At 72.1% G+C, this 18149-nt stretch carries 14 protein-coding genes and 1 pseudogene; 6 read left to right on the top strand and 9 right to left on the bottom strand.

Annotated elements, in window-relative coordinates; translation table 11 throughout:
* The first annotated feature begins 38 nt into the window (after positions 1 to 38).
* The gene (coaBC, locus tag AB0P29_RS04985; protein WP_363378931.1) at positions 39 to 1280 is read left to right on the top strand and encodes a bifunctional phosphopantothenoylcysteine decarboxylase/phosphopantothenate--cysteine ligase CoaBC; all 1242 of its coding nucleotides are present in this window, start codon (positions 39 to 41) and stop codon (positions 1278 to 1280) included.
* Positions 1281 to 1456: 176 nt separating this feature from the next.
* On the opposite strand, the gene AB0P29_RS04990 is transcribed toward coaBC, so the two are convergent.
* Positions 1457 to 3541 carry an alpha/beta fold hydrolase gene (locus tag AB0P29_RS04990; protein WP_363378932.1) on the bottom strand — a complete coding sequence of 695 codons (2085 nt, stop codon included), beginning with the start codon at positions 3539 to 3541 and terminating at the stop codon, positions 1457 to 1459.
* A gap of 43 nt (positions 3542 to 3584) precedes the next feature.
* The gene (locus AB0P29_RS04995) at positions 3585 to 4157 is read right to left on the bottom strand and encodes a cysteine hydrolase family protein (protein ID WP_363378933.1); all 573 of its coding nucleotides are present in this window, start codon (positions 4155 to 4157) and stop codon (positions 3585 to 3587) included.
* A 66-nt stretch (positions 4158 to 4223) separates the two neighbouring features.
* On the opposite strand from AB0P29_RS04995, the gene AB0P29_RS05000 reads away from it, so the two are divergent.
* On the top strand, positions 4224 to 5942 hold the full coding sequence (locus AB0P29_RS05000) for a RecQ family ATP-dependent DNA helicase (RefSeq protein WP_363378934.1): 1719 nt from the start codon (positions 4224 to 4226) through the stop codon (positions 5940 to 5942).
* Positions 5943 to 6202: 260 nt separating this feature from the next.
* Here the strand turns inward: AB0P29_RS05000 and AB0P29_RS05005 are convergent, their stop codons facing one another.
* The gene (locus AB0P29_RS05005; RefSeq protein ID WP_359920072.1) at positions 6203 to 7087 is read right to left on the bottom strand and encodes an aldo/keto reductase; all 885 of its coding nucleotides are present in this window, start codon (positions 7085 to 7087) and stop codon (positions 6203 to 6205) included.
* Positions 7088 to 7167: 80 nt separating this feature from the next.
* Positions 7168 to 8877 carry a long-chain-fatty-acid--CoA ligase gene (locus tag AB0P29_RS05010; RefSeq protein ID WP_363378935.1) on the bottom strand — a complete coding sequence of 570 codons (1710 nt, stop codon included), beginning with the start codon at positions 8875 to 8877 and terminating at the stop codon, positions 7168 to 7170.
* A gap of 218 nt (positions 8878 to 9095) precedes the next feature.
* Between AB0P29_RS05010 and AB0P29_RS05015 the strand changes: the two genes are divergently transcribed.
* The gene (locus tag AB0P29_RS05015) at positions 9096 to 11165 is read left to right on the top strand and encodes a PhoX family phosphatase (protein ID WP_363378936.1); all 2070 of its coding nucleotides are present in this window, start codon (positions 9096 to 9098) and stop codon (positions 11163 to 11165) included.
* A gap of 41 nt (positions 11166 to 11206) precedes the next feature.
* Here the strand turns inward: AB0P29_RS05015 and AB0P29_RS05020 are convergent, their stop codons facing one another.
* The 4 genes and pseudogenes from AB0P29_RS05020 to AB0P29_RS05035 all read right to left on the bottom strand — a co-directional run bounded on the left by AB0P29_RS05020 (position 11207) and on the right by AB0P29_RS05035 (position 13481).
* A complete protein-coding gene (locus AB0P29_RS05020; protein ID WP_363378937.1) occupies positions 11207 to 11791 on the bottom strand; it encodes a TetR/AcrR family transcriptional regulator C-terminal domain-containing protein in 585 nt (194 codons plus the stop codon).
* Positions 11788 to 12324 (bottom strand): annotated as a pseudogene (locus tag AB0P29_RS05025) (SDR family oxidoreductase); the annotation flags it as partial. The gene AB0P29_RS05020 and the pseudogene AB0P29_RS05025, both read right to left, overlap by 4 nt.
* 303 nt (positions 12325 to 12627) lie before the next feature.
* Positions 12628 to 12900, bottom strand: a complete 273-nt coding sequence (locus tag AB0P29_RS05030) for an LPXTG cell wall anchor domain-containing protein (protein ID WP_363378938.1) — start codon at positions 12898 to 12900, stop codon at positions 12628 to 12630.
* A gap of 56 nt (positions 12901 to 12956) precedes the next feature.
* Positions 12957 to 13481: a hypothetical protein gene (locus tag AB0P29_RS05035; RefSeq protein WP_363378939.1), complete on the bottom strand. Its 525-nt coding sequence runs from the start codon at positions 13479 to 13481 to the stop codon at positions 12957 to 12959.
* Between the two features lie 36 nt (positions 13482 to 13517).
* Here AB0P29_RS05035 and AB0P29_RS05040 point away from each other — a divergent pair, with 36 nt between their 5' ends.
* Positions 13518 to 13946, top strand: coding sequence for a MarR family transcriptional regulator (locus AB0P29_RS05040; protein WP_064003846.1), 429 nt, complete (start codon positions 13518 to 13520; stop codon positions 13944 to 13946).
* Positions 13947 to 14020: 74 nt separating this feature from the next.
* Here AB0P29_RS05040 and AB0P29_RS05045 read toward each other — a convergent pair whose 3' ends face one another.
* The gene (locus AB0P29_RS05045; protein WP_253035427.1) at positions 14021 to 14470 is read right to left on the bottom strand and encodes an Hsp20/alpha crystallin family protein; all 450 of its coding nucleotides are present in this window, start codon (positions 14468 to 14470) and stop codon (positions 14021 to 14023) included.
* Between the two features lie 139 nt (positions 14471 to 14609).
* Here AB0P29_RS05045 and AB0P29_RS05050 point away from each other — a divergent pair, with 139 nt between their 5' ends.
* Entirely contained in the window at positions 14610 to 16661 is a 2052-nt protein-coding gene (locus AB0P29_RS05050) for a prolyl oligopeptidase family serine peptidase (protein ID WP_363378940.1), read from the top strand.
* Positions 16662 to 16706: 45 nt separating this feature from the next.
* Entirely contained in the window at positions 16707 to 18143 is a 1437-nt protein-coding gene (locus tag AB0P29_RS05055; protein ID WP_363378941.1) for a DUF3459 domain-containing protein, read from the top strand.
* The last annotated feature ends 6 nt before the right edge of the window (positions 18144 to 18149 follow it).

The following is an 18149-nucleotide window of genomic DNA, read 5'->3' on the forward strand; positions in this document are numbered from 1 at the left end:
CCGGCCTTTCGCGTCCGACCCCGTGGGAGGATCGGACCATGTTCGTCGTCGTGGGCGTCTCGGGCGGCATCGCCGCGTACAAGACGGTGCAGGTGGTCCGTGCGCTGGTGACCAACGGGCACGAGGTGCACGTTGTTCCCACCGAGGACGCGCTCCGCTTCGTGGGGACCGCCACGTGGGAGGCGATCAGCCGCCATCCTGTCACGACGAGCGTGCACGACGACGTCGCCGAGGTGCGTCACGTCGCCCTCGGCACGCAGGCCGACCTCGTGATCGTCGCGCCGGCGACCGCCAACACGCTCGCGAAGATGGCCGCCGGGATCTCCGACAACCTGCTCGGCGTCACCCTGCTCGCGACGACCGCGCCGGTGGTCGTCGCCCCGGCGATGCACACGGCCATGTGGGACCACGCCGCGACGCAGGCGAACATCGCGACCCTCCGCGAGCGCGGCGTGCGCATCGTCGGGCCCGCCGACGGCCCGCTGACCGGCGGCGACAGCGGCCCGGGGCGCATGGTCGAACCCGACGAGATCGTCGCGGCCGCCCTCGCCGCCGTTGACGAGCAGACGACGGATGCCGGTGCCCCCCACGACCGCGATGACCTCCGCGACCTCGACGGCCTCCGCGCCGTCGTGTCGGCGGGTGGCACGCGCGAGCCGATCGATCCGGTGCGCTACCTCGGCAACCGCTCGAGCGGACGACAGGGCGTGGCCGTGGCGGTCGCGGCGGCCGACCGCGGCGCACGGGTGCACCTCGTCGCGGCGCACGTCGACGACGGCGTGCTCGGCGATGCGGAGCGGCATCCCGGCATCACGATCGAGCGCGCCGGGACGGCGGCGGAGCTCGACACGGCCGTCCGGGCTGCGGCATCCGAGGCGGACGTCGTCGTCATGGCCGCAGCCGTCGCGGACTTCTCGGTGCCCGAGGTCTCGGACGTCAAGATCCGCAAGGAGGACGGCACCATCACCCTCGACCTCGTCGAGAACCCCGACATCCTCGCGGGCCTGGTCGAGCGCCGCCGGCCCGGGCAGACGATCGTGGGCTTCGCCGCCGAGACGGCCGACTCCGACGACGAACTCCGCGAACGCGGCGTCCGCAAGCGGGCGCGGAAGGGCGTCGATCTGCTGACCGTCAACCGCGTCGGCTGGCAGCAGGGCTTCGAGGCCACCGAGAACGCGGCGCTGTTCATCGACGGGACCGACGAGGTCGTCGCGGAGGCGTCGGGATCCAAGCGCGCCGTGGCCGACGCCCTGTGGGACGCCGTGCGTCGACTGCGCTGACGCGCTGGAGGGGTCCGACCGATCCGGGGACCCGGGTGCCGCGTGCCGCCGCACGAGCGACCAGTTGCGTCCCCGGAACCGGCGCCGCCGGCGTTCCGGGGGCCCGGGATGCCGCGCCCCGGCATCCGACGCGACCAGTTGCGCCCCCGGAACACGCCCCCGCCGCGGCGCCCGGGTCAGCCGAGCCCGGCGACCTTCGGCGCGGGCTCGCCGTGCACGTGCTCGCCGAGGAAGCCGAACACCGTCTCGTACCAGACGACGGCGTGCTGGGGCTTCAGCACCCAGTGGTTCTCGTCGGGGAAGTACAGGAACCGGTGCACCGTCGTGCCGTCGTCCTCGCCGAAGTGCTCGTTGAGCTCCGACCAGAGGCGCAGGCTCTCGCCGATCGGCACGCGGTAGTCGCGGTCGCCGTGGATCACGAGCAGCGGCGTCGAGATGTCGCGCACGAAGCGATGCGGTGAGTTCTCGACCATCCCCTCGGGCGTGAAGATCTCCTGCCAGTACGACGAGCTGTCGGTCGTGCCCGCGAACTGGTCGAGCGCCCACAGGCTCGCGTGCGTGACGATCGCGCGGAACCGGTCGGTGTGGCCGGCGACCCAGTTCGCCATGTACCCGCCGAACGAGCCGCCCATCGCCGCGGTCTTCGTCTCGTCGATGTCGGCCCGCGCCACGACCTCGTCGGTGATCGACATGAGGTCGGTGTAGGGCTTGGCGCCCCAGCTGTTCCAGCCGCGGGCGATGAACTCGAGGCCGTACCCGGTCGACAGGGCGGGGTCGGGCAGCAGCACGGCGTACCCGCGGGCGAGGGCGAGCTGCGGGTTCCAGCGCCAGCTCCAGGCGTTCCAGCTGTTCAGCGGCCCGCCGTGGATCCACAGGAGCAGGGGTGCAGGGGATGCCGCATCCGCCCCCTCCGGCAGGAGCAGCCAGCCGCGCACCCGGGCGCCGTCCTCGGCCGTCGTCTCGACCTCGGTCATCGTGCCGGCCGGTGTCGGCAGCGGAGCGGGGGTCGCCAGCACGGTCACGGTGCCGTCGGGGTCGATGCGGACCGGATGCGGCGGCACCATCCAGGACGAGCGGAGCGCGACGAGCGCACCCGTCGCGCGGTCGACCGACACGTTCGAGTATGCGTGGTCGTCGGTCGTCAGCTGCACGGGGGCGCCGCCGTCGAGCGGCACGCGGAACACCGGCCCGCGCCCGCCTTGATCGGCGGTGACGATGAGCGCGGTGTCGTCGTGCGCCCATGCGATGCTCGTCGGCCAGCGGTCCCAGCCCTCGGCGAGCCGGCGCGGCTCGGAGCCGTCGATCCCGGCGACCCACAGCTCCTGATCGGCCGGACCGGTCGGGTCCGAGAACGCGGCGCGGCCGTAGGCGATCAGCCGGCCGTCGTGGCTGATCGCTGGCGACTCGAAGTACGTCGAGCGCTCCTCGAACAGCGTCGTGCGCTCGCCCGAGGCAACGTCGATCGAGACGATCGCGAAGCGCTCGGCGCGCCCCTGCGGAAAGCGCATCGCGGCGATGAGCGTGCGCCCGTCGGGGGTGAGCGCGGCGCCGGCGGTGTCGGCCGTGCGGCCGGGCGCGGGCGTCAGGTCGCGCGGGCGCGGAAGGGATGCCGGGTAGGGGGTCGTGGCATCCGGTTCGTCCTCGGCCGTGTCGGAGGCGGCGAAAGACCGGACCGAGTCGGAGAGGTCGCCGAGGTCGAGCGAGAGCAGGTGCGGCTCGGCGGGGCCGAGGTCGTGGTCCCAGTACCGCACCGGGTAGGTCGTGTGCAGGATCGCCGAGAGCTTGCGCTTCTTGCGCTCGGCGCGCAGCTTCGCGTCGGCCTCGAACGAGTCGGCCGACGGCAGCAGGTCGGCCGACAGGACGGCGACGGATGCCGCATCCGCGACGGCCGCGATCGCCGACACTCCCCCGGCCAGCCGCGTGATCGCTCGCGCGTCACCCCCGCCCGCGGGCAGCAGCCAGAGCTGCGCCGCGTCGTCGTCGCCGTCGCCCTCGGCGTCGGGGCGGGCGCTCACGAACAGCAGGTCGCCGTCCGCCGTGAACGCGGCGCCCTGCTCGCCCTTCGCCGACCGCGTGAGCCGCCGCGCCGAGCCGCCGCCTGTCGCGGGGACCTCCCAGAGTGCGCGGTCGTACCCGGTCTCGTCTTTGTTCAGCGTCGCGACGGTGAGGACGGCGCGGGTGCCGTCGGGCGACAGCGCGACGGCGTCGATGCGGGGCAGGGCGATGTAGTCCTCGAGCGAGGCGAAGGGGGTATGCGGCATCCCTCCACGCTAACCCCGCACCCGCCGGGCGACAGGACCCGGCTCAGCGCAGCAGGTCGGCGGTGGTGACGACCGTCGCGAACTCGCCGTCGAGGTTTGTGGCGGTGACCGCCGCCAGTGTCGCGGCCGGGACGACCGTGCCGTCGGGCGCCGTGCGGTCGAACGAGTGGGTCGCGTCGAGGGCGAAGTACACGTCGTACCCGAGATTGCCGCCCACGCGCGCCGTGGTCTCGCAGCAGTGGTTCGTCGAGATGCCGGTCACGACGAGCTGCGCGATGTCATTCGCGCGCAGCCACGCGTCGAGGTCGGGCGACCCGTGGAACGAGGAGTTGACGCTCTTCGTGACGAGCAGATCCGGCGTGCCGGTGACCTCGGGCTTGAGGTCGTTGCCCGGCTGCCCGGGCCGCAACGGCGAGGCATCCGACGTCGAATCGTGCCGGACGAACACGACCGGCCACCCCCGCTCGCGCCACCGGGCCAGGAGCGCGGCGATGTTCGCCTCGCACGCCGGATTGTCACGCTCGCCCCAGTGGGCGGTGTCGTCGAACCCGCGCTGCACGTCGACGACGACGAGCGCGGCACGGTCGAGGGCGAGGTCTCGCGGCGGGATCTGCACGCTCCGAGCCTGACACGGAGTGTTGCCGGGCGGCGGTCAGGATGCGCCGGGATCCTGCCAGGACTGGTGCCCACGGCATCCGGTGTCAAGGGTGTCCGCGGATGCCGCATCCTCGACGACCGTGGAGGGATGCCACGCCGCTCCACCTCTGCACCGTCCGCCCCCGATCGCGCCGAGGTCGAGCGCGTCGCCGCCGAGCGGTTCGGACTGACGCACCTGCGCCCGGCCCAGCTCGACGCGATCGAGGCGGCCGCCGGCGGGCGCGACGTGCTCGTGGTCTGGGCGACGGGATCGGGCAAGTCCGCCGTCTACCAGGTGACCGCGGCCCTGCGCCCTGGTGTCACCGTCGTGGTCTCCCCGCTCATCGCCCTGCAGGAGGACCAGCTCGCGGGGCTCGAGGAGGCACCCGACGCCCCGAAAGCGGTCGCCCTCCACTCGGGTCGCGGCGAGAAGGCCCGCGCCGAGGCGTGGCGCCGCCTGCGCGCGGGCGAGGCGACCTACGTCCTGCTCGCTCCCGAGCAGCTCGCCAACGACGAGGTCGTCGCCGAGCTCTCGAAACTCGAGATCGCCCTGCTGGCCGTCGACGAGGCGCACTGCATCGCCTCGTGGGGGCACGACTTCCGCCCCGACTACCTGGCCCTCGGAGAGGTCGCGGCGCGGCTCGGACGGCCCCCGATCCTCGCGCTGACGGCGACGGCATCCACTCCCGTCCGGGAGGAGATCGCCGCCCGTCTCGGGCTCGACGACCCCTCCGTGCACCTCGGCGACGTCGACCGACCGTCGATCCGCCTCGGTGTGCGCCGTCACGGCGACGACCGCGAGAAGCGCGCCGCCGTCGTCGACGAGGTCGCGTCGCTGCCGGTCCCCGGGCTGCTCTACACCTCGACGCGACGCTCGGCGGAGCTCTACGCCGACGAGCTCGTCGGCCGCGGCAAGCGGGCGCGCGCGTACCACGCGGGCCTGCCGGCGAAGGAGCGCGCCGAGGTGCACCGGCAGTTCCTCTGCGACGACCTCGACGTCGTCGTCGCGACGAGCGCTTTCGGCATGGGGATCGACAAGGAGAACGTGCGCTTCGTCATCCACGCCGACGTCCCCGAGTCCATCGACGCCTACTTCCAGGAGCTCGGCCGCGCCGGCCGCGACGGCGAAGAGGCCCACGGCACCCTGCACTACCGCGCCAAGGACCTCGCCCTGCGGCGCTACTTCGCGACGAAGAACCCGGATGCCGCGGAGCTCCGCACCCTCATGCGCGCCATGTCGACCCGGGCCCGCACGAAGTCCGCCCTCGCGACGGACGCGGGCCTGTCACCCCGGCGCGTCACCGGACTGCTGACGCTGCTCGTCGACACCGGGTCGGCGCGCACGTCGAAGTCAGGTGTCTCGCTGCGGCGCAACCTCGACGAGCGCGCCGCCGTGAAGGCCGCGCTGGAACGGGTCGAGGAGCGCGAGCGCATCGAACGCTCCCGCATCGAGACGATGCGGGAGTACGCCGAGACGCGGCGCTGCCGACGGCAGGTGCTGCTCGGCTACTTCGGGCAGGACCTCGACGAGCCGTGCGGCAACTGCGACACGTGCGCGGCGGGAGCCGCCGACGCCGCGCGGGCCGCGGCATCCCCCTCCGACTCGGGTTTCGAGGTCGACGAGAAGGTCTCGCACCGCGAGTGGGGTGCCGGCACCGTCGTCTCGATCGACGACGACCGGATGCGGGTGTTCTTCGACAGCGAGGGTTACAAGGTGCTGTCGCTCGAGATCGTCGAGCGGGAGCACCTGCTCGATGCCGGCTGACGTCCCGAGTGCAGGTCAGCCGGCGGCTTCGGGCAGCCACGGTCGCCTCTTCTCCCCCTGAACCTGCACTCGGCACAACCACCGCGGCTCAGGGTCGAGCTAGCCGCGGACCCCATCGCCGACGACGGACCGGGCGTCACCGCGGGCCGACGCGTGCCGGGTGCAGGTCAGGCGGCCGCATCAGGCCCGTACGGGCCACGCAACGCACGCTGAACCTGCACCCGGCACACCCAACCGGACCCCGGAGGTCGATGCCCGCCTCAGATGTCGATGCCGACCGCGGCGGAGCAGCGGGCGAGCTCGTCTGCGGAGAGCTCGAGGTTCCGCGCCTGGAACGAGTCGGTGATGGATGCCGGGCGGCTCGCCCCGGGGATGGGGATGACGGTCTCGCCGAGCGACAGCTCCCACGCGAGGACGACCTGCTGAGGGCTGACGCCGTGGTCGCGGCCGATCTCGGCGAACGCGGTGAACCGCTCGCCGACCGTGCCCGCGCCGCCGATGCCGCCGAGGGGGCTCCACGGCAGGAAGGCGATGCCGTGCTCGACGCAGTACTTCAGCTCGCCGTAGCTGCCCGGGTGCCGCGGCGAGAACTCGTTCTGCACGCTCGTGAGACCTCCCTCGCCGAGCACCTCCTGCGCGATCTGGATCTCTTCGACGCTCGCGTTCGAGATGCCGACCGTGCGGACGAGGCCCTCGTCCTGCAGGGTCTTCAGGTTCTGCATGATCTCCCCGTAGACCATCCACCGGTCGGGCCGGTGGTACTGGTACAGGTCGATGACGTCGACCTGCAGGTTCTGCAGCGACTTCTGCACGGCGCGGCGGAGGTAGTCGAGCGAACCGTCGCGTCCGAAGTCCTTCTCCGCGGTGCGCGTGATGCCGCCCTTCGTGGCGACGACGATCGACGAGCGGTCGCCGTCCCAGCCGGCGAGCGCATCGGCGACGATGCGCTCGTTGTGGCCCATCTCGTCCCAGCTGGGCGCGTAGATGTCGGCGGTGTCGATCAGGGTGACACCGGCGTCCAACGCCGCCCGCACGGTCGCCACCGCGTCGTCGTGCGACGGGATGCCGTTGCCGTTCATCGAGACCGGCATGGCGCCGAGTCCGATGGCCGAGACGGTGAACGGTCCGAGGGTGCGCTGCGACATGGGTCTCCTTCGACGGGGTGGCGGGGGTGCGGCATCCACCCTGCCATCCACGGATGCCGGCGGTGAGAGCCCTTGACAGATCAGCGCGCGGTCAGCTGCTCGCGCACCTGACGGCGCAGCACCTTGCCGATCTGCGACCGCGGCAGGTCGTCGAGCTGCACGACCTTGCGCGGCACCTTGTACGACGCGAGGTGCGAGCGGGCGAAGTCCTTGAGAGCGGATGCCTCGAACGCCGTCCCCTCCTTCATCACGACCGCGGCGACCACGTCCTCGCCGCCGGTCGGCCGCGGCACGCCGACGACCGCGGCGGACTCGACGTCGGGGTGCAGGGTGAGCACCTGCTCGACCTCGCTCGGGCTGACGTTGAAGCCGCCCGTGATGATGAGCTCCTTGACGCGGTCGACGACGGTGACGAAACCGTCCTCCGAGACCGTGACGATGTCGCCGGTGCGCAGCCACCCGCCGTCGAGGAGGACCGCGGCGGTGTCCTCGGGCCGGCGCCAGTACCCCTGGAACACCTGGGGTCCGCGGATGAGCAGCTCGCCCGCTTCGCCCGCCGGACGGTCGACGGTCGGGTCGTCGGGGTCGACGACGCGGATCTCGGTGCTCGGGAAGGGCACGCCGACGGTGCCGGGGCGCCGCGTCGCGCCGATCGGGTTGCCGAGCGCGACGGGTGAGGTCTCGGTCATGCCGTAGCCCTCGACGAGCAGGCCGCCCGTCGCCTCCTCCCACCGCGTCACCGTCGGGACGGGCAGGCTCATGGCGCCCGAGATCGCGAAGCGGATCGTCGAGAGGTCGACGCCCTTGCGGGTGCTCGCCCGCGACAGCGCGTCGTAGATCGGCGGCACACCGGGCAGGAAGGTCGGCGGCGACTTCTTGAGCGCGCCGACGACGAGGTCGACGTCGAACTTCGGGAACAGCACGATGCGCGCGCCGATCGACACCGCGAAGGTGAGGCAGAGCGTCAGCCCGTAAGCGTGGAACATCGGCAGGACGGCGTAGAAGGTCTCCTCGCCTTCGCGGAGCCCCGGCACCCACGCGCGCCCCTGCGCCGCGTTGGAGCGGAGGTTGCGGTGCGACAGGACGGCGGCCTTCGGCATCCCGGTCGTCCCGCTCGTCAGCTGCAGGAGCGCCGTGTCGTCGAGGACCGGGCGCGGGTGCTTGCGCGACAGCCGGCGGGCCTTGGTGAACTGCGACCACCGGATGACGCCGCGCGCGGTGGGCTTCGACGTCATCGCCTCGCGCCGCTCCCGCAGCGCCGGCACCGGCACGCGCAGGGCCGTCCGCATCGCCCACGGCAGCGCGTCGGTCATGTCGACCGCGACGATGGCGGCGGGGGCGACGTCGCTCGGGAACTCCGCGACGATGTCGGCGACCTTGTCCCAGACGATCGCGACGACCGCCTCGTGCACCTCGAACTGATGCCGCAGCTCGCGGGCGGTGTACGTCGGGTTGTGCTCGACGACGATCGCGCCGATCCGCAGCGCGGCGTAGAAAGCGACGATGTGCTGGGGGCAGTTGGGCAGCACGAGCGCGACGCGGTCACCGGGCCCGACCCCGAGCTTGCGCAGCGCGTTGGCGGCGCGGGAGACCTGTTCGCCGAGCTCGGCGTAGGTGGTCTCGGATCCGAAGAACTCCGTTGCGATCTTGCTGCCGTAACGCTCCACCGCATGATCGAGCAGATCCACGAGCGTCTCGTCGACGGGGTCGATGTCGCTCGGGACGCCGGGCGCGTACGCGGCCAGCCAGGGGCGGTCCTGCAGATCGGATGCCGGGGGTGTCGGGCTCATGCGGATGTCCTCCTCGGTGTCCCGCCAGCGTAGGGCGGCGCTCCATGCGTCGGCTGAGGGTTGACGCGGGGGGTAAACGGGGGCGATCGAACGCGGCGAGACCGGCCGACAGCGCCTGAATGACGTCATCGACGTGCGCCGGGTAGCGCTCCGCGACCGTCACCCGACGTTCACCGTCGATTCACCCGGTCGCAGGAACAGCGACCGATCCTGGAGCGGTGACGATTCTGGAACCCCCCACCACCCGTACGCCCCTCCCACTCGCGACCCACGCCGTCGGCAAGCGGTCGGCGGTGACCTGCCGGTTCAAGTGCGCCGACGCCTGCCTCGGTCCCGAGTGCAACGGGTCGGACAACCCGACGTTCCGCAGCGTCGCCGAGCTCGCCCTCTCGCGCCGGACGCTGCTCGGCGCCGCGGCGGCCGGCGCGGTCGTCGTCGCGACCGATGCCTTCGGCCTCGCGAACCCCGCCGCAGCGTCGGCCACGCCGGGCGGACTCATCGAGGCGACCCGTGGCCACGGCGGGCACGGCCACGGCCTGCCCTTCCAGCCGATCGCGCCCGTCCCGGCATCCGTCGACGCGCTGACGGTCCCGAAGGGCTACACCTGGTCGCCGATCATCCGCTGGGGCGACCCGCTCTTCTCGGACGCACCGACCTTCTCGCTCGACGCGCAGAGCCCCACCGCGCAAGCCCGCCAGTTCGGCTACAACAGCGACTACCTCGACATCCTCGCCGACCGCAGCGGCAAGACGGGCGTGCTCGTCAACAACCACGAGTACGTGAACCCGAACATCATGTTCCCACCGTCGACGGATGCCGCCGAGCTCCGCCGACGCGGCGAGATCTACAAAGCGGCGCAGGGCATGTCCGTCGTCGAGCTGAAGCGCAGCCGGCGCGGCCGGCCCTGGCGCTACGTCGTCGACGGCCGCCGCAACCGCCGGATCACGGTCGAGACGGTCTTCGAGCTGACCGGCCCCGCCGCCGGGTCCGATCTCGTGACCACCGCCGCCGACCCGGAGGGCCGCTGGGTCAAGGGCACCCTCGGCAACTGCGCCGGCGGCACGACGCCGTGGGGCACCATCCTCTCGGGCGAGGAGAACTTCAACGGCTACTTCGCCTGGGCCGCCGACACGGCGGGCCAGAAGCGCTACCAGGCGAGTTCCTCGCGCACGACGTCGACCGGATGGGAGCAGTACGACCCCCGCTTCAACTCCTTCGACGCCGGATACGTCAACGAGCCCAACCGGTTCGGCTACATCGTCGAGATCGACCCCGAGGACCCGACGTCGATCCCGAAGAAGCACACCGCGATGGGGCGCTTCAAGCACGAGGGCGCGAACGTCATCGTGGCCGAGGACCGCCGCGTGGTGGCTTACATGGGCGACGACGAGCGCAACGACTACCTCTACAAGTTCGTCTCGAAGAACCGCATCAGCTCGTCGCGCAAGAAGAACATGACGCTCCTGTCGGAGGGCGACCTCTTCGTCGCCCGCTTCCGCGGCGACTCGCCGGCGGCGCAGATCGACGGTTCGGGCACGCTGCCCGCGGACGGCGCCTTCGACGGCACCGGCGAGTGGGTCGCCCTCACCCGCGACGGCAAGAGCGTCGTGCCGGGCATGACGATCGAGGAGGTGCTGGTCTTCACGCGGCTGGCCGCCGACAGGGTGGGGGCGACCAAGATGGACCGCCCCGAGGACGTGCAGCCGAGCCCGCGGACCGGCAAGGTCTACGTCGCGCTGACGAACAACACCGACCGCGGCAAGACCTCGATGGTGGATGAGGCGAACCCCCGCACCGGCAACCGGCACGGTCACGTGATCGAGCTGACCGAGCGCCGCGGCCAGGCCGGGACGAGCTTCGGCTGGAGCATCCTGCTGCAGTGCGGCAACCCGTCCGACCCGAGCACCTACTTCGCGGGCTACCCGAAGGACAAGGTGTCGCCGATCTCGTGCCCCGACAACCTCGCGTTCGATGAGGACGGCACCCTCTGGATCTCCACCGACGGCGCGCCCAGCACGATCGGGTTCAACGACGGACTGTTCCGCGTTCCGCTCGAGGGTCGGGAACGCGGTCACGTGCAGCAGTTCCTCGCGGTCCCCCGCGAGGCCGAGACGTGCGGACCCGTCATCCACGCCCGCGAGAAGCTCGTCTTCGTCGCAGTGCAGCATCCCGGCGAGAACGGGACGGTCGCGGCTCCCACGTCACTCTTCCCCGACTACGGGTCGACGCGACGGGGCGACGTCCCGAACGCGCCGCGCCCGTCGGTCGTGCAGGTCTACCCGGCCTAGGCTCCGCCGCAGCGCACGAGGGCTTCCGGGTCGCGATGGCCTCAGTGCACGCCGGGCCACCACTCCGGCATCAGCCGGAAGGTACGGGCCTCGGCGGCTGCGGCATCCGTGTCGTCCTGGCGGATCCAGACGTCGATCACGCCGACCAGGCCGCCGGCGATGAAGGCCGCGGCCTCGTCGCGGTCGCGCGGGGACCGCGGTGCGTCGCGGACACCCGCCTCGGCGAGTTTTTCCAGGGCGATGTGGGCGCGTCGGCGCAGACTGTCGCTCAGCGCGGCAAGCAGCGCGCCGCGGGCCGAGGACTCGAGCAGGGCGCGGTAGAGGTCGCGGCGCCCGGCGAGCCACTCGAGCAGGCGGCGGGTCACGGCGTGGTAGACGCGGGCCGCATCCGCTTCGGTGGCGATGTCCACACCGATCGCGGCGATCGCGTCGATCTCGTCGGTCAGCATCGGGACGGCGAACTCGTCGACGCCCGCGGCGTGCTTGTAGAACGTGGTGCGGTGCACGCCCGCTTCACGGCAGAGCTCCGCGACCGACACCGCCGCGAGGGGCCGGTCCGCCAGCAGGCGGACGAGCGCCGCGCGCAAGGCGGCGCTCGTCCGGGCCTGCCGAGGGTCGATGGTCACGCCCCGTAGTGTGCCAGACCGGCCGTCTCCCCGCCGTCGGCGACGAACTCGGCGCCGGTCGAGAAGCTCGACTCGTCGCTGGGGAGGAACAGGACGAGCCGAGACAGCTCGACGGCCTCGCCCATGCGGTGCAGGGCGACGTGGTTCTGCGAGGCATCCAGCCCCTCGGTCATCGGGGTGCGGATCGCGCCCGGGTGCACCGAGTTGACGCGGATGTTGTAGCGCCCGAGGTCGAGGGCGGCGTTCTTGGTGAGTCCGCGCACGCCGAACTTCGAGGCGTTATAGCCGGGCAGCGCCTCGTAGCCCTGGAGTCCGGCCGTCGAGGAGACGTTGATGATGGAGCCCGCGCCGCTGCGCTTGAGCGGCTCGATCGCGGCCTTGATGCCGTGGAACACACCCGTCAGGTTGATCGCGATGATCTGGTTCCACTGCTCGAGGGAGTACTCCTCGATCGAACCGAAGGTCGCGATGCCGGCGTTGTTCACGAAGATGTCGAGCCGGCCGAACTCCTTCTCGGCCAGCGCGACGGCCTTCTCCCAGTCCTCCTACGCCGTGACGTCGAGGTGCACGTAGCGCGCCGCGTCACCGAGTTCGGCGGCGAGCGCCTCGCCCGCCTCGTCGAGCAGATCGCCGATGCGGTTCCAGCGCACCCCTGGCTCGCGCATCACAAATTGATAACAAGAAACCCTTGCCACCGTTATCTCGTCGTTATACATTCATTGCACGGTAGATGTTTTGCTGTGGCAGCTACCGACATGTGATTGCAGGACACTCTTGGTGCAAAGGGACAAGGGCCGGCTGGATGCCTCTCCAGCCGGCCCTTACTGCGTGACGCGTCAGACGGTCGCGCTCCGACGGCGGCGCATCACCAGCAGTGCGCCGAGGGCGAGCAGCGCCGCACCTGCACCGCCTGCGATCCACACCGGACCGGACTGACCGCCGGCCGACGCGAGCTGGTCGCCGACGGCGACGAGCTCTTCCGCGGCCACAGTGACAGAGGCCCAGCCGACAAGCTCACCCGACTCGTCGACGACGGCCACCCGGTGGCGACCCTCGTCGAGGTCTGCCGGCAGCGCGAAGCTCGCCGAGCCGGCGGCATCCGCCGTCACCCAGCCGAGAGCGGTGGACGTCGAGTAGAGGAAGCCGTAGTAGCGCTCCCCCGCGGTCAGGCCCGAGACGACGACGCGATCGCCGCGGACGGATGCCTGGATGCCGCCTTCCGCCGCAGCCGGCAGAGCGCCACCGGTCGAGGGGAGCGAGGGCTGCGGGGCAGGAGTCGGCTCGGGGGTGGGCGTCGGCTCGGGCGACCGTGGACGTAGTCCTCGGATCTCGCCGTCACGACCAGTCCGTCCTCGCCGTCGTCGGTCTCGACGACCTCCCACGGGTCGCCCTCCGCGTCCACCGCCGATTCGAGGCTCGGCCGCAGCGGCTGACCGTCGTACTCGTCGGGGATCACCCGTCGGATGCCGCGGTTCTGGTCGGTCTCGGGGAACCGCGCCACGAACTCCTCGACCACCCGCATCCGACTCGTGCCATCCTCGGCGCGGGTCAGCGTGTAGTCGACGGTCAGACTGTCGAAGGAGAAGTCCTCGACGTCGGCGTTCGCCGCCGAGGGAGCGCCCACGACAACGCCGAGCGCGACGGCGACGACGGCTCCGGCACGGGCGAGACGACGGGACCAGGGCTGCACGCGGTCAACCCTATGAGCGACGCTACAGTTGACGCCATGACCGACCGCCGCCTCGCCATCGCTGCCTGGGAGAGCCTCTTCCGCGCGCAGCACGAGGTCCTGGCGGAGATCTCACGGGACTTCGAGGACGACGACCTCTCGAGCGCCGAATACGACGTGCTCCTGACCGTCACGCGCTGCGAGGGTCACACCGCGCGGCTGCGCGACGTGACGGCGAACATGCTCATCAGCCAGCCGAGCGTGTCGCGCCTGGTCGACCGGATGGTGGCGCGCGGGCTCGTCGCGAAGTGCCCCGACCCCAACGACGGCCGCGGCGCCGTGCTGCGCGCCACGGAGCAGGGCGCGGCGATGTTCCGCCGGCTCGCGACGACGCACGGCCGCACCATCGCCGAGCGGATGTCGGTGCTCACCGACGACGAACTCGCCGAACTCGAGCGGCTCACCGCTCGCCTGCGCGGCGTCTGACGACAGGAAGATCGCCCCGCACCCGAGACGGGGTGCGGGGCGATCGTCGTCTCACCGTCGGAGCGGTGCGCCGGTCACTGGTCGATCGGCTGCGGCTCGCTCTCGCGGGTGGTGATGGTCGGGGACGAACCGTCGGCGACGACCTCGACCTTGCGCGGCTTGGCCTTCTCGCTCACCGGGATGGTGACGGTCAGCACACCGTTGTTGTAGGTCGCGGTGATGGCGTCGGTGTCGATGCCCTGGCCGAGGTTCAGCTGGCGGAGGAAGCTCGCGGTCTCACGCTCGCGCGTGATCCACTTGACCCCCTCGCCCGACGACAGCGTGCGCTCGGCGCGGATGGTCAGCAGCTGGCCGTCGACGTCGATGTCGACCGAGCCCGGGTCGATGCCGGGGAGGTCGGCGTTCAGCACGTAGTGGTCGCCGTCGCGGTACAGGTCCATCGGCATCCGTCGCGGGCCGCGGCGCGTGTCGAAGAGCGTCGACGCCAGGCGGTCGATTTCACGGAACGGGTCGTAGGTCGCCATGATTCTCTCCTTTGTCCAAGTGGTCTGAAAGTTGAGCCCCTGCGGCTCAAGTACGTCCAGATTAGCACTCGCGTGTGGAGAGTGCCAATGGTTCTCGCACGGCGAACGACGCGGCGGAGGTGCCCCGTAGGCTGACCGCATGAGCGCCCACGAGATCGCCCCCGAGCCCGCCGACCCGTTCCTGTGGCTGGAGGAGATCGACGGATCCCAGGCTCGCGCGTGGGCCGCGGAGCGCACCGCCGAGACCGAAGGCGCCTATGCGGGCGCTGCCCGCGACGCGCTCGAGGCCCGGCTCACCGGCATCCTGCAGGACCCCGACCGCCTCGTCGTCCCGAGTCGTCACGGCGACCTCATGTACGACCTGTGGCGGGATGCCGACAACCCGCGCGGCCTCTGGCGCCGGACGTCCCTCGCCGCCTTCACGGCGGGCACTCCGGACTGGGAGGTCCTGCTCGACGTCGACGCACTGGGCCGCGAGGAGGGGAGGACCTGGGCCTTCGCCGGCGCGACGCACGGGCCGGCCGGCAGCAGCCGCGCGCTCGTGCGCCTGAGCCCCGACGGCGGAGACGCCGCCGTGGTGCGCGAGTTCGATCTGGAGACCCGCCGCTTCGTCGAGGGCTCCCCCTTCGCCCTCGACGCGGAGAAGTCCATGATCGCGTGGGTCGACCGCGACACGCTGCTCGTCGCCACGGCCCTGCACGGCGGCGGCGTCACGGACTCGGGCTATCCGATCACCGCCCGTGCCTGGCGCCGCGGCGAATCGCTCGAGGACGCGCCGCCGATCCTCACGGGTGTCCCGTCGGACGTCGGCGTGTTCGCGCACGTCGATCACACCGGCGGCGCGGCGACGCCGATCGTCGTCATCGCGCACGACTTCTTCCACTCCGAGGCATGGGTGTGGGACGGCACCGAACCGCACCTGATCGCCGTGCCGCAGGACGCGCACGCCGACGTGCACGGCGACCTGGTCGCCGTCCGGACGACGACGCCGTGGCGCATCGGCGACACGACGCATCCGTCGGGCACCCTCCTGCTCGGCCCCCTCGAGACCGTGACGAGCGGGGACGGGTCGGACCTGCGCGTCGCGTTCGCGCCGACCGACACCGCGGTGCTCGAGTCCTGGACGTGGACGAAGACCCGCCTCGTGCTGACGATCCTCGACCGCGTGCAGAGCCGGCTGGTGTCGCTCGACCCGGCGACGCTGACCGGTGTCGAGCTCGACCTCGGGCTCGGCGACGACGACCTCTTCAGCGCGAACGTCGCCACGGCGGACGACGACGAGGACGACCAGCTCTGGGTCGTCGCGCGCGGCTTCCTCACACCGCCCACCCTGCTCGTCCTCGACCCGGGCGCGGAGCCGCGGGTCGTCGACCGCAGCCGCGCGACCTTCGACGCGACGGGTCTCGTCGCCGAGCAGCACTGGGCGACGTCGGCCGACGGCACCCGGGTGCCGTACTTCGAGGTCGGCCCCCGCGAGCGTCACGGGGCGCTGCCCGTGCTGATGAACGGCTACGGCGGCTTCGAGCACGCGCTGACGCCGGAGTACCCGACGATCGTGGGCCCGGCCTGGCTCGAACAGGGTCGGGTGTACGTCGTCGCAAACATCCGGGGCGGCGGCGAGTTCGGCCCGGAATGGCACCTCGCGGCGCTCCGCGAGAACCGCCACCGCGCGTACGAGGACTTCGCCGCTGTCTCCCGCGACCTCGTGGCGCGCGGGGTCTCGACCCCCGACCGCATCGCCTGCCACGGGCGCAGCAACGGCGGCCTGCTCGTCGGCAACATGCTGACCCAGAACCCCGACGACTTCGGCGCGATCGTCTGCGGCGTCCCGCTCCTCGACATGCGCCGGTACACGCGCCTGTCCGCCGGCGCGAGCTGGATCGCCGAGTACGGCGATCCCGACGACCCCGCCGACTGGGAGTTCGTGAAGACCTTCTCGCCGTACCACCTCATCGAGCCCGGGCGGCGGTACCCGGCATCCCTCATCTACGCGGCGGCCAGCGACGACCGGGTCGGGCCGGTGCAGGCGCGCAAGATGGCGGCGCGGTTGGCGGACGAGACGGATGCCGAGGTGCACTACCTCGAGCCCGTCGAAGGCGGTCACGCGGGCACCATCGACGCGGCGGCCACCGCGGCGCTGCACGCGACGATCCACGCGTTCCTCGACAGCACGGTGGGCCGCGCCGGCTGAGGCGGGAACGCCCGCCCTCTACGCTGGGAGCGGGAGGTCCACCGCATGAGCACCATGGGGGCCGTCGAGGACGAACTCGCGGCCACGCTGTCGACCGTCGCGGAACGCACCCGCGTCGACGAGGCCGGCGCCGACCGCATCCGTCGGCATTTTCCCGACCTGCACGCCGCCCTCGCCGAGCGGGCGGACTCCTCGTCGTCGCTGCCGGCCGACCTCGTGACGGCGGCGGTGATGGCCGCGAACGGTCGCTCGCTCGACCTGAAGGTGCACGGCGAGCAGCGCGCGGCGCACGCGCCGAGTTCCCGCTCGCGCTACACCCTCGGCGCGGCGTGCTTCGCGGATCGCTACGCCGGCAACCTCGCCGGGCTCCGCGACGAGATCCCGGCGCTGCGCGAACTCGGCGTCAGCGTGCTGCACGTGCAGTCGCCGTTCGCCCGGCGCGAGGACGGCACCGTCGACCTGCGCCGTGGCGACCCCGGACTCGGCTCGATCGACCGGCTCTCCGACCTGGCCGCCGCGCTGCGGCTGTCGGGGATCGCCCTGGCCGTCGACGTCCCCGCCGCCGCGGACCTGCGCGTGTTCGCCGACGATCTGCTGTTCTTGGCCGGCCGCGGCGTCGAGGTCTTCCTCGTGCCCGACCGCGAGACGGCGGCGGTCACGGCCCCGGTGCTCGCGATCGGTGCGCCGGGGGTTGAGGTGCTGCCGGCATCCCCCGGGTCCGCGGCGCTGTGGCAGGCGTTCGCCACAGGGGACGCCGCTCCCCTGCAGCACGCGCTCGAGCGGCGTGACGGGCGCAGCGACGTCGTCGCCGTCCGCGACGCCGACGCGGTCGTGTGGCAGACGGATGCCGCCGAGCTCACCGCGCGCTACACCGACGGCTCCGCCTTCGGCCGGGGGATCGCGACCGACGGCGGCGTCGCGGGCACCACCGCCTCGCTCGCCGGCGTCGAGGCGGGCGACCCGCTCGGCGAGGCGCGGGTGGTGCTGGCCCACGCGCTCCTGCTGAGCGTGCCGGGTCTGCCGATGCTGTGGCTCGGCGACGAGGTCGGTCAGCTCAACGACCCGACGTTCCGCGACGATCCGGAGCGACGCGACGACGCACGGTGGACGCACCGGGGTCAGAAGCCGCGGGACCGCTACGCCCGGATGACGGATGCCGCCACCTCGGCCGGCCGGCTCCATCGCGACATCACGAAGCTCATCGCGGTGCGTCATACGACGCCGGAGTTCGACGGGGCGCGCCTCATCGGTTTCGACGTGCCCGCACCGTCGGTGGTGGGCTACCAGCGCCCCGGCGACGGGACCGTCGTGCTGGTGCTGGCGAACGTCGCCGCCGAACCGGTGCACGTGCCTGCCGTGACGCTGTCGGGCTTCGCGCCGACCGCCCTCGATCTCGTCGAGGGTGTCGACGTCGGGATCGACGAAGGGCTCACGCTGCCCGCCTGCGGATTCCGCTGGCTGCGCGTGAGCCCTGTCGCCTGAGTCAGG

This window comes from Microbacterium sp. NPDC080220 (assembly GCF_040686395.1).
Classification (GTDB): domain Bacteria; phylum Actinomycetota; class Actinomycetes; order Actinomycetales; family Microbacteriaceae; genus Microbacterium; species Microbacterium gawkjiense.

Excerpts from the sequence above, each read along its gene's own strand:
- AB0P29_RS05055 (WP_363378941.1), top strand. The coding sequence starts at position 16,707 with ATGAGCACCATGGGGGCCGTCGAGGACGAACTCGCGGCCACGCTGTCG.
- coaBC (WP_363378931.1), top strand. The coding sequence starts at position 39 with ATGTTCGTCGTCGTGGGCGTCTCGGGCGGCATCGCCGCGTACAAGACG.
- AB0P29_RS05040 (WP_064003846.1), top strand. The coding sequence starts at position 13,518 with ATGACCGACCGCCGCCTCGCCATCGCTGCCTGGGAGAGCCTCTTCCGC.
- AB0P29_RS05045 (WP_253035427.1), bottom strand. The coding sequence starts at position 14,470 with ATGGCGACCTACGACCCGTTCCGTGAAATCGACCGCCTGGCGTCGACG.
- AB0P29_RS04990 (WP_363378932.1), bottom strand. The coding sequence starts at position 3,541 with ATGCCGCATACCCCCTTCGCCTCGCTCGAGGACTACATCGCCCTGCCC.
- AB0P29_RS05005 (WP_359920072.1), bottom strand. The coding sequence starts at position 7,087 with ATGTCGCAGCGCACCCTCGGACCGTTCACCGTCTCGGCCATCGGACTC.
- AB0P29_RS05010 (WP_363378935.1), bottom strand. The coding sequence starts at position 8,877 with ATGAGCCCGACACCCCCGGCATCCGATCTGCAGGACCGCCCCTGGCTG.
- AB0P29_RS05050 (WP_363378940.1), top strand. The coding sequence starts at position 14,610 with ATGAGCGCCCACGAGATCGCCCCCGAGCCCGCCGACCCGTTCCTGTGG.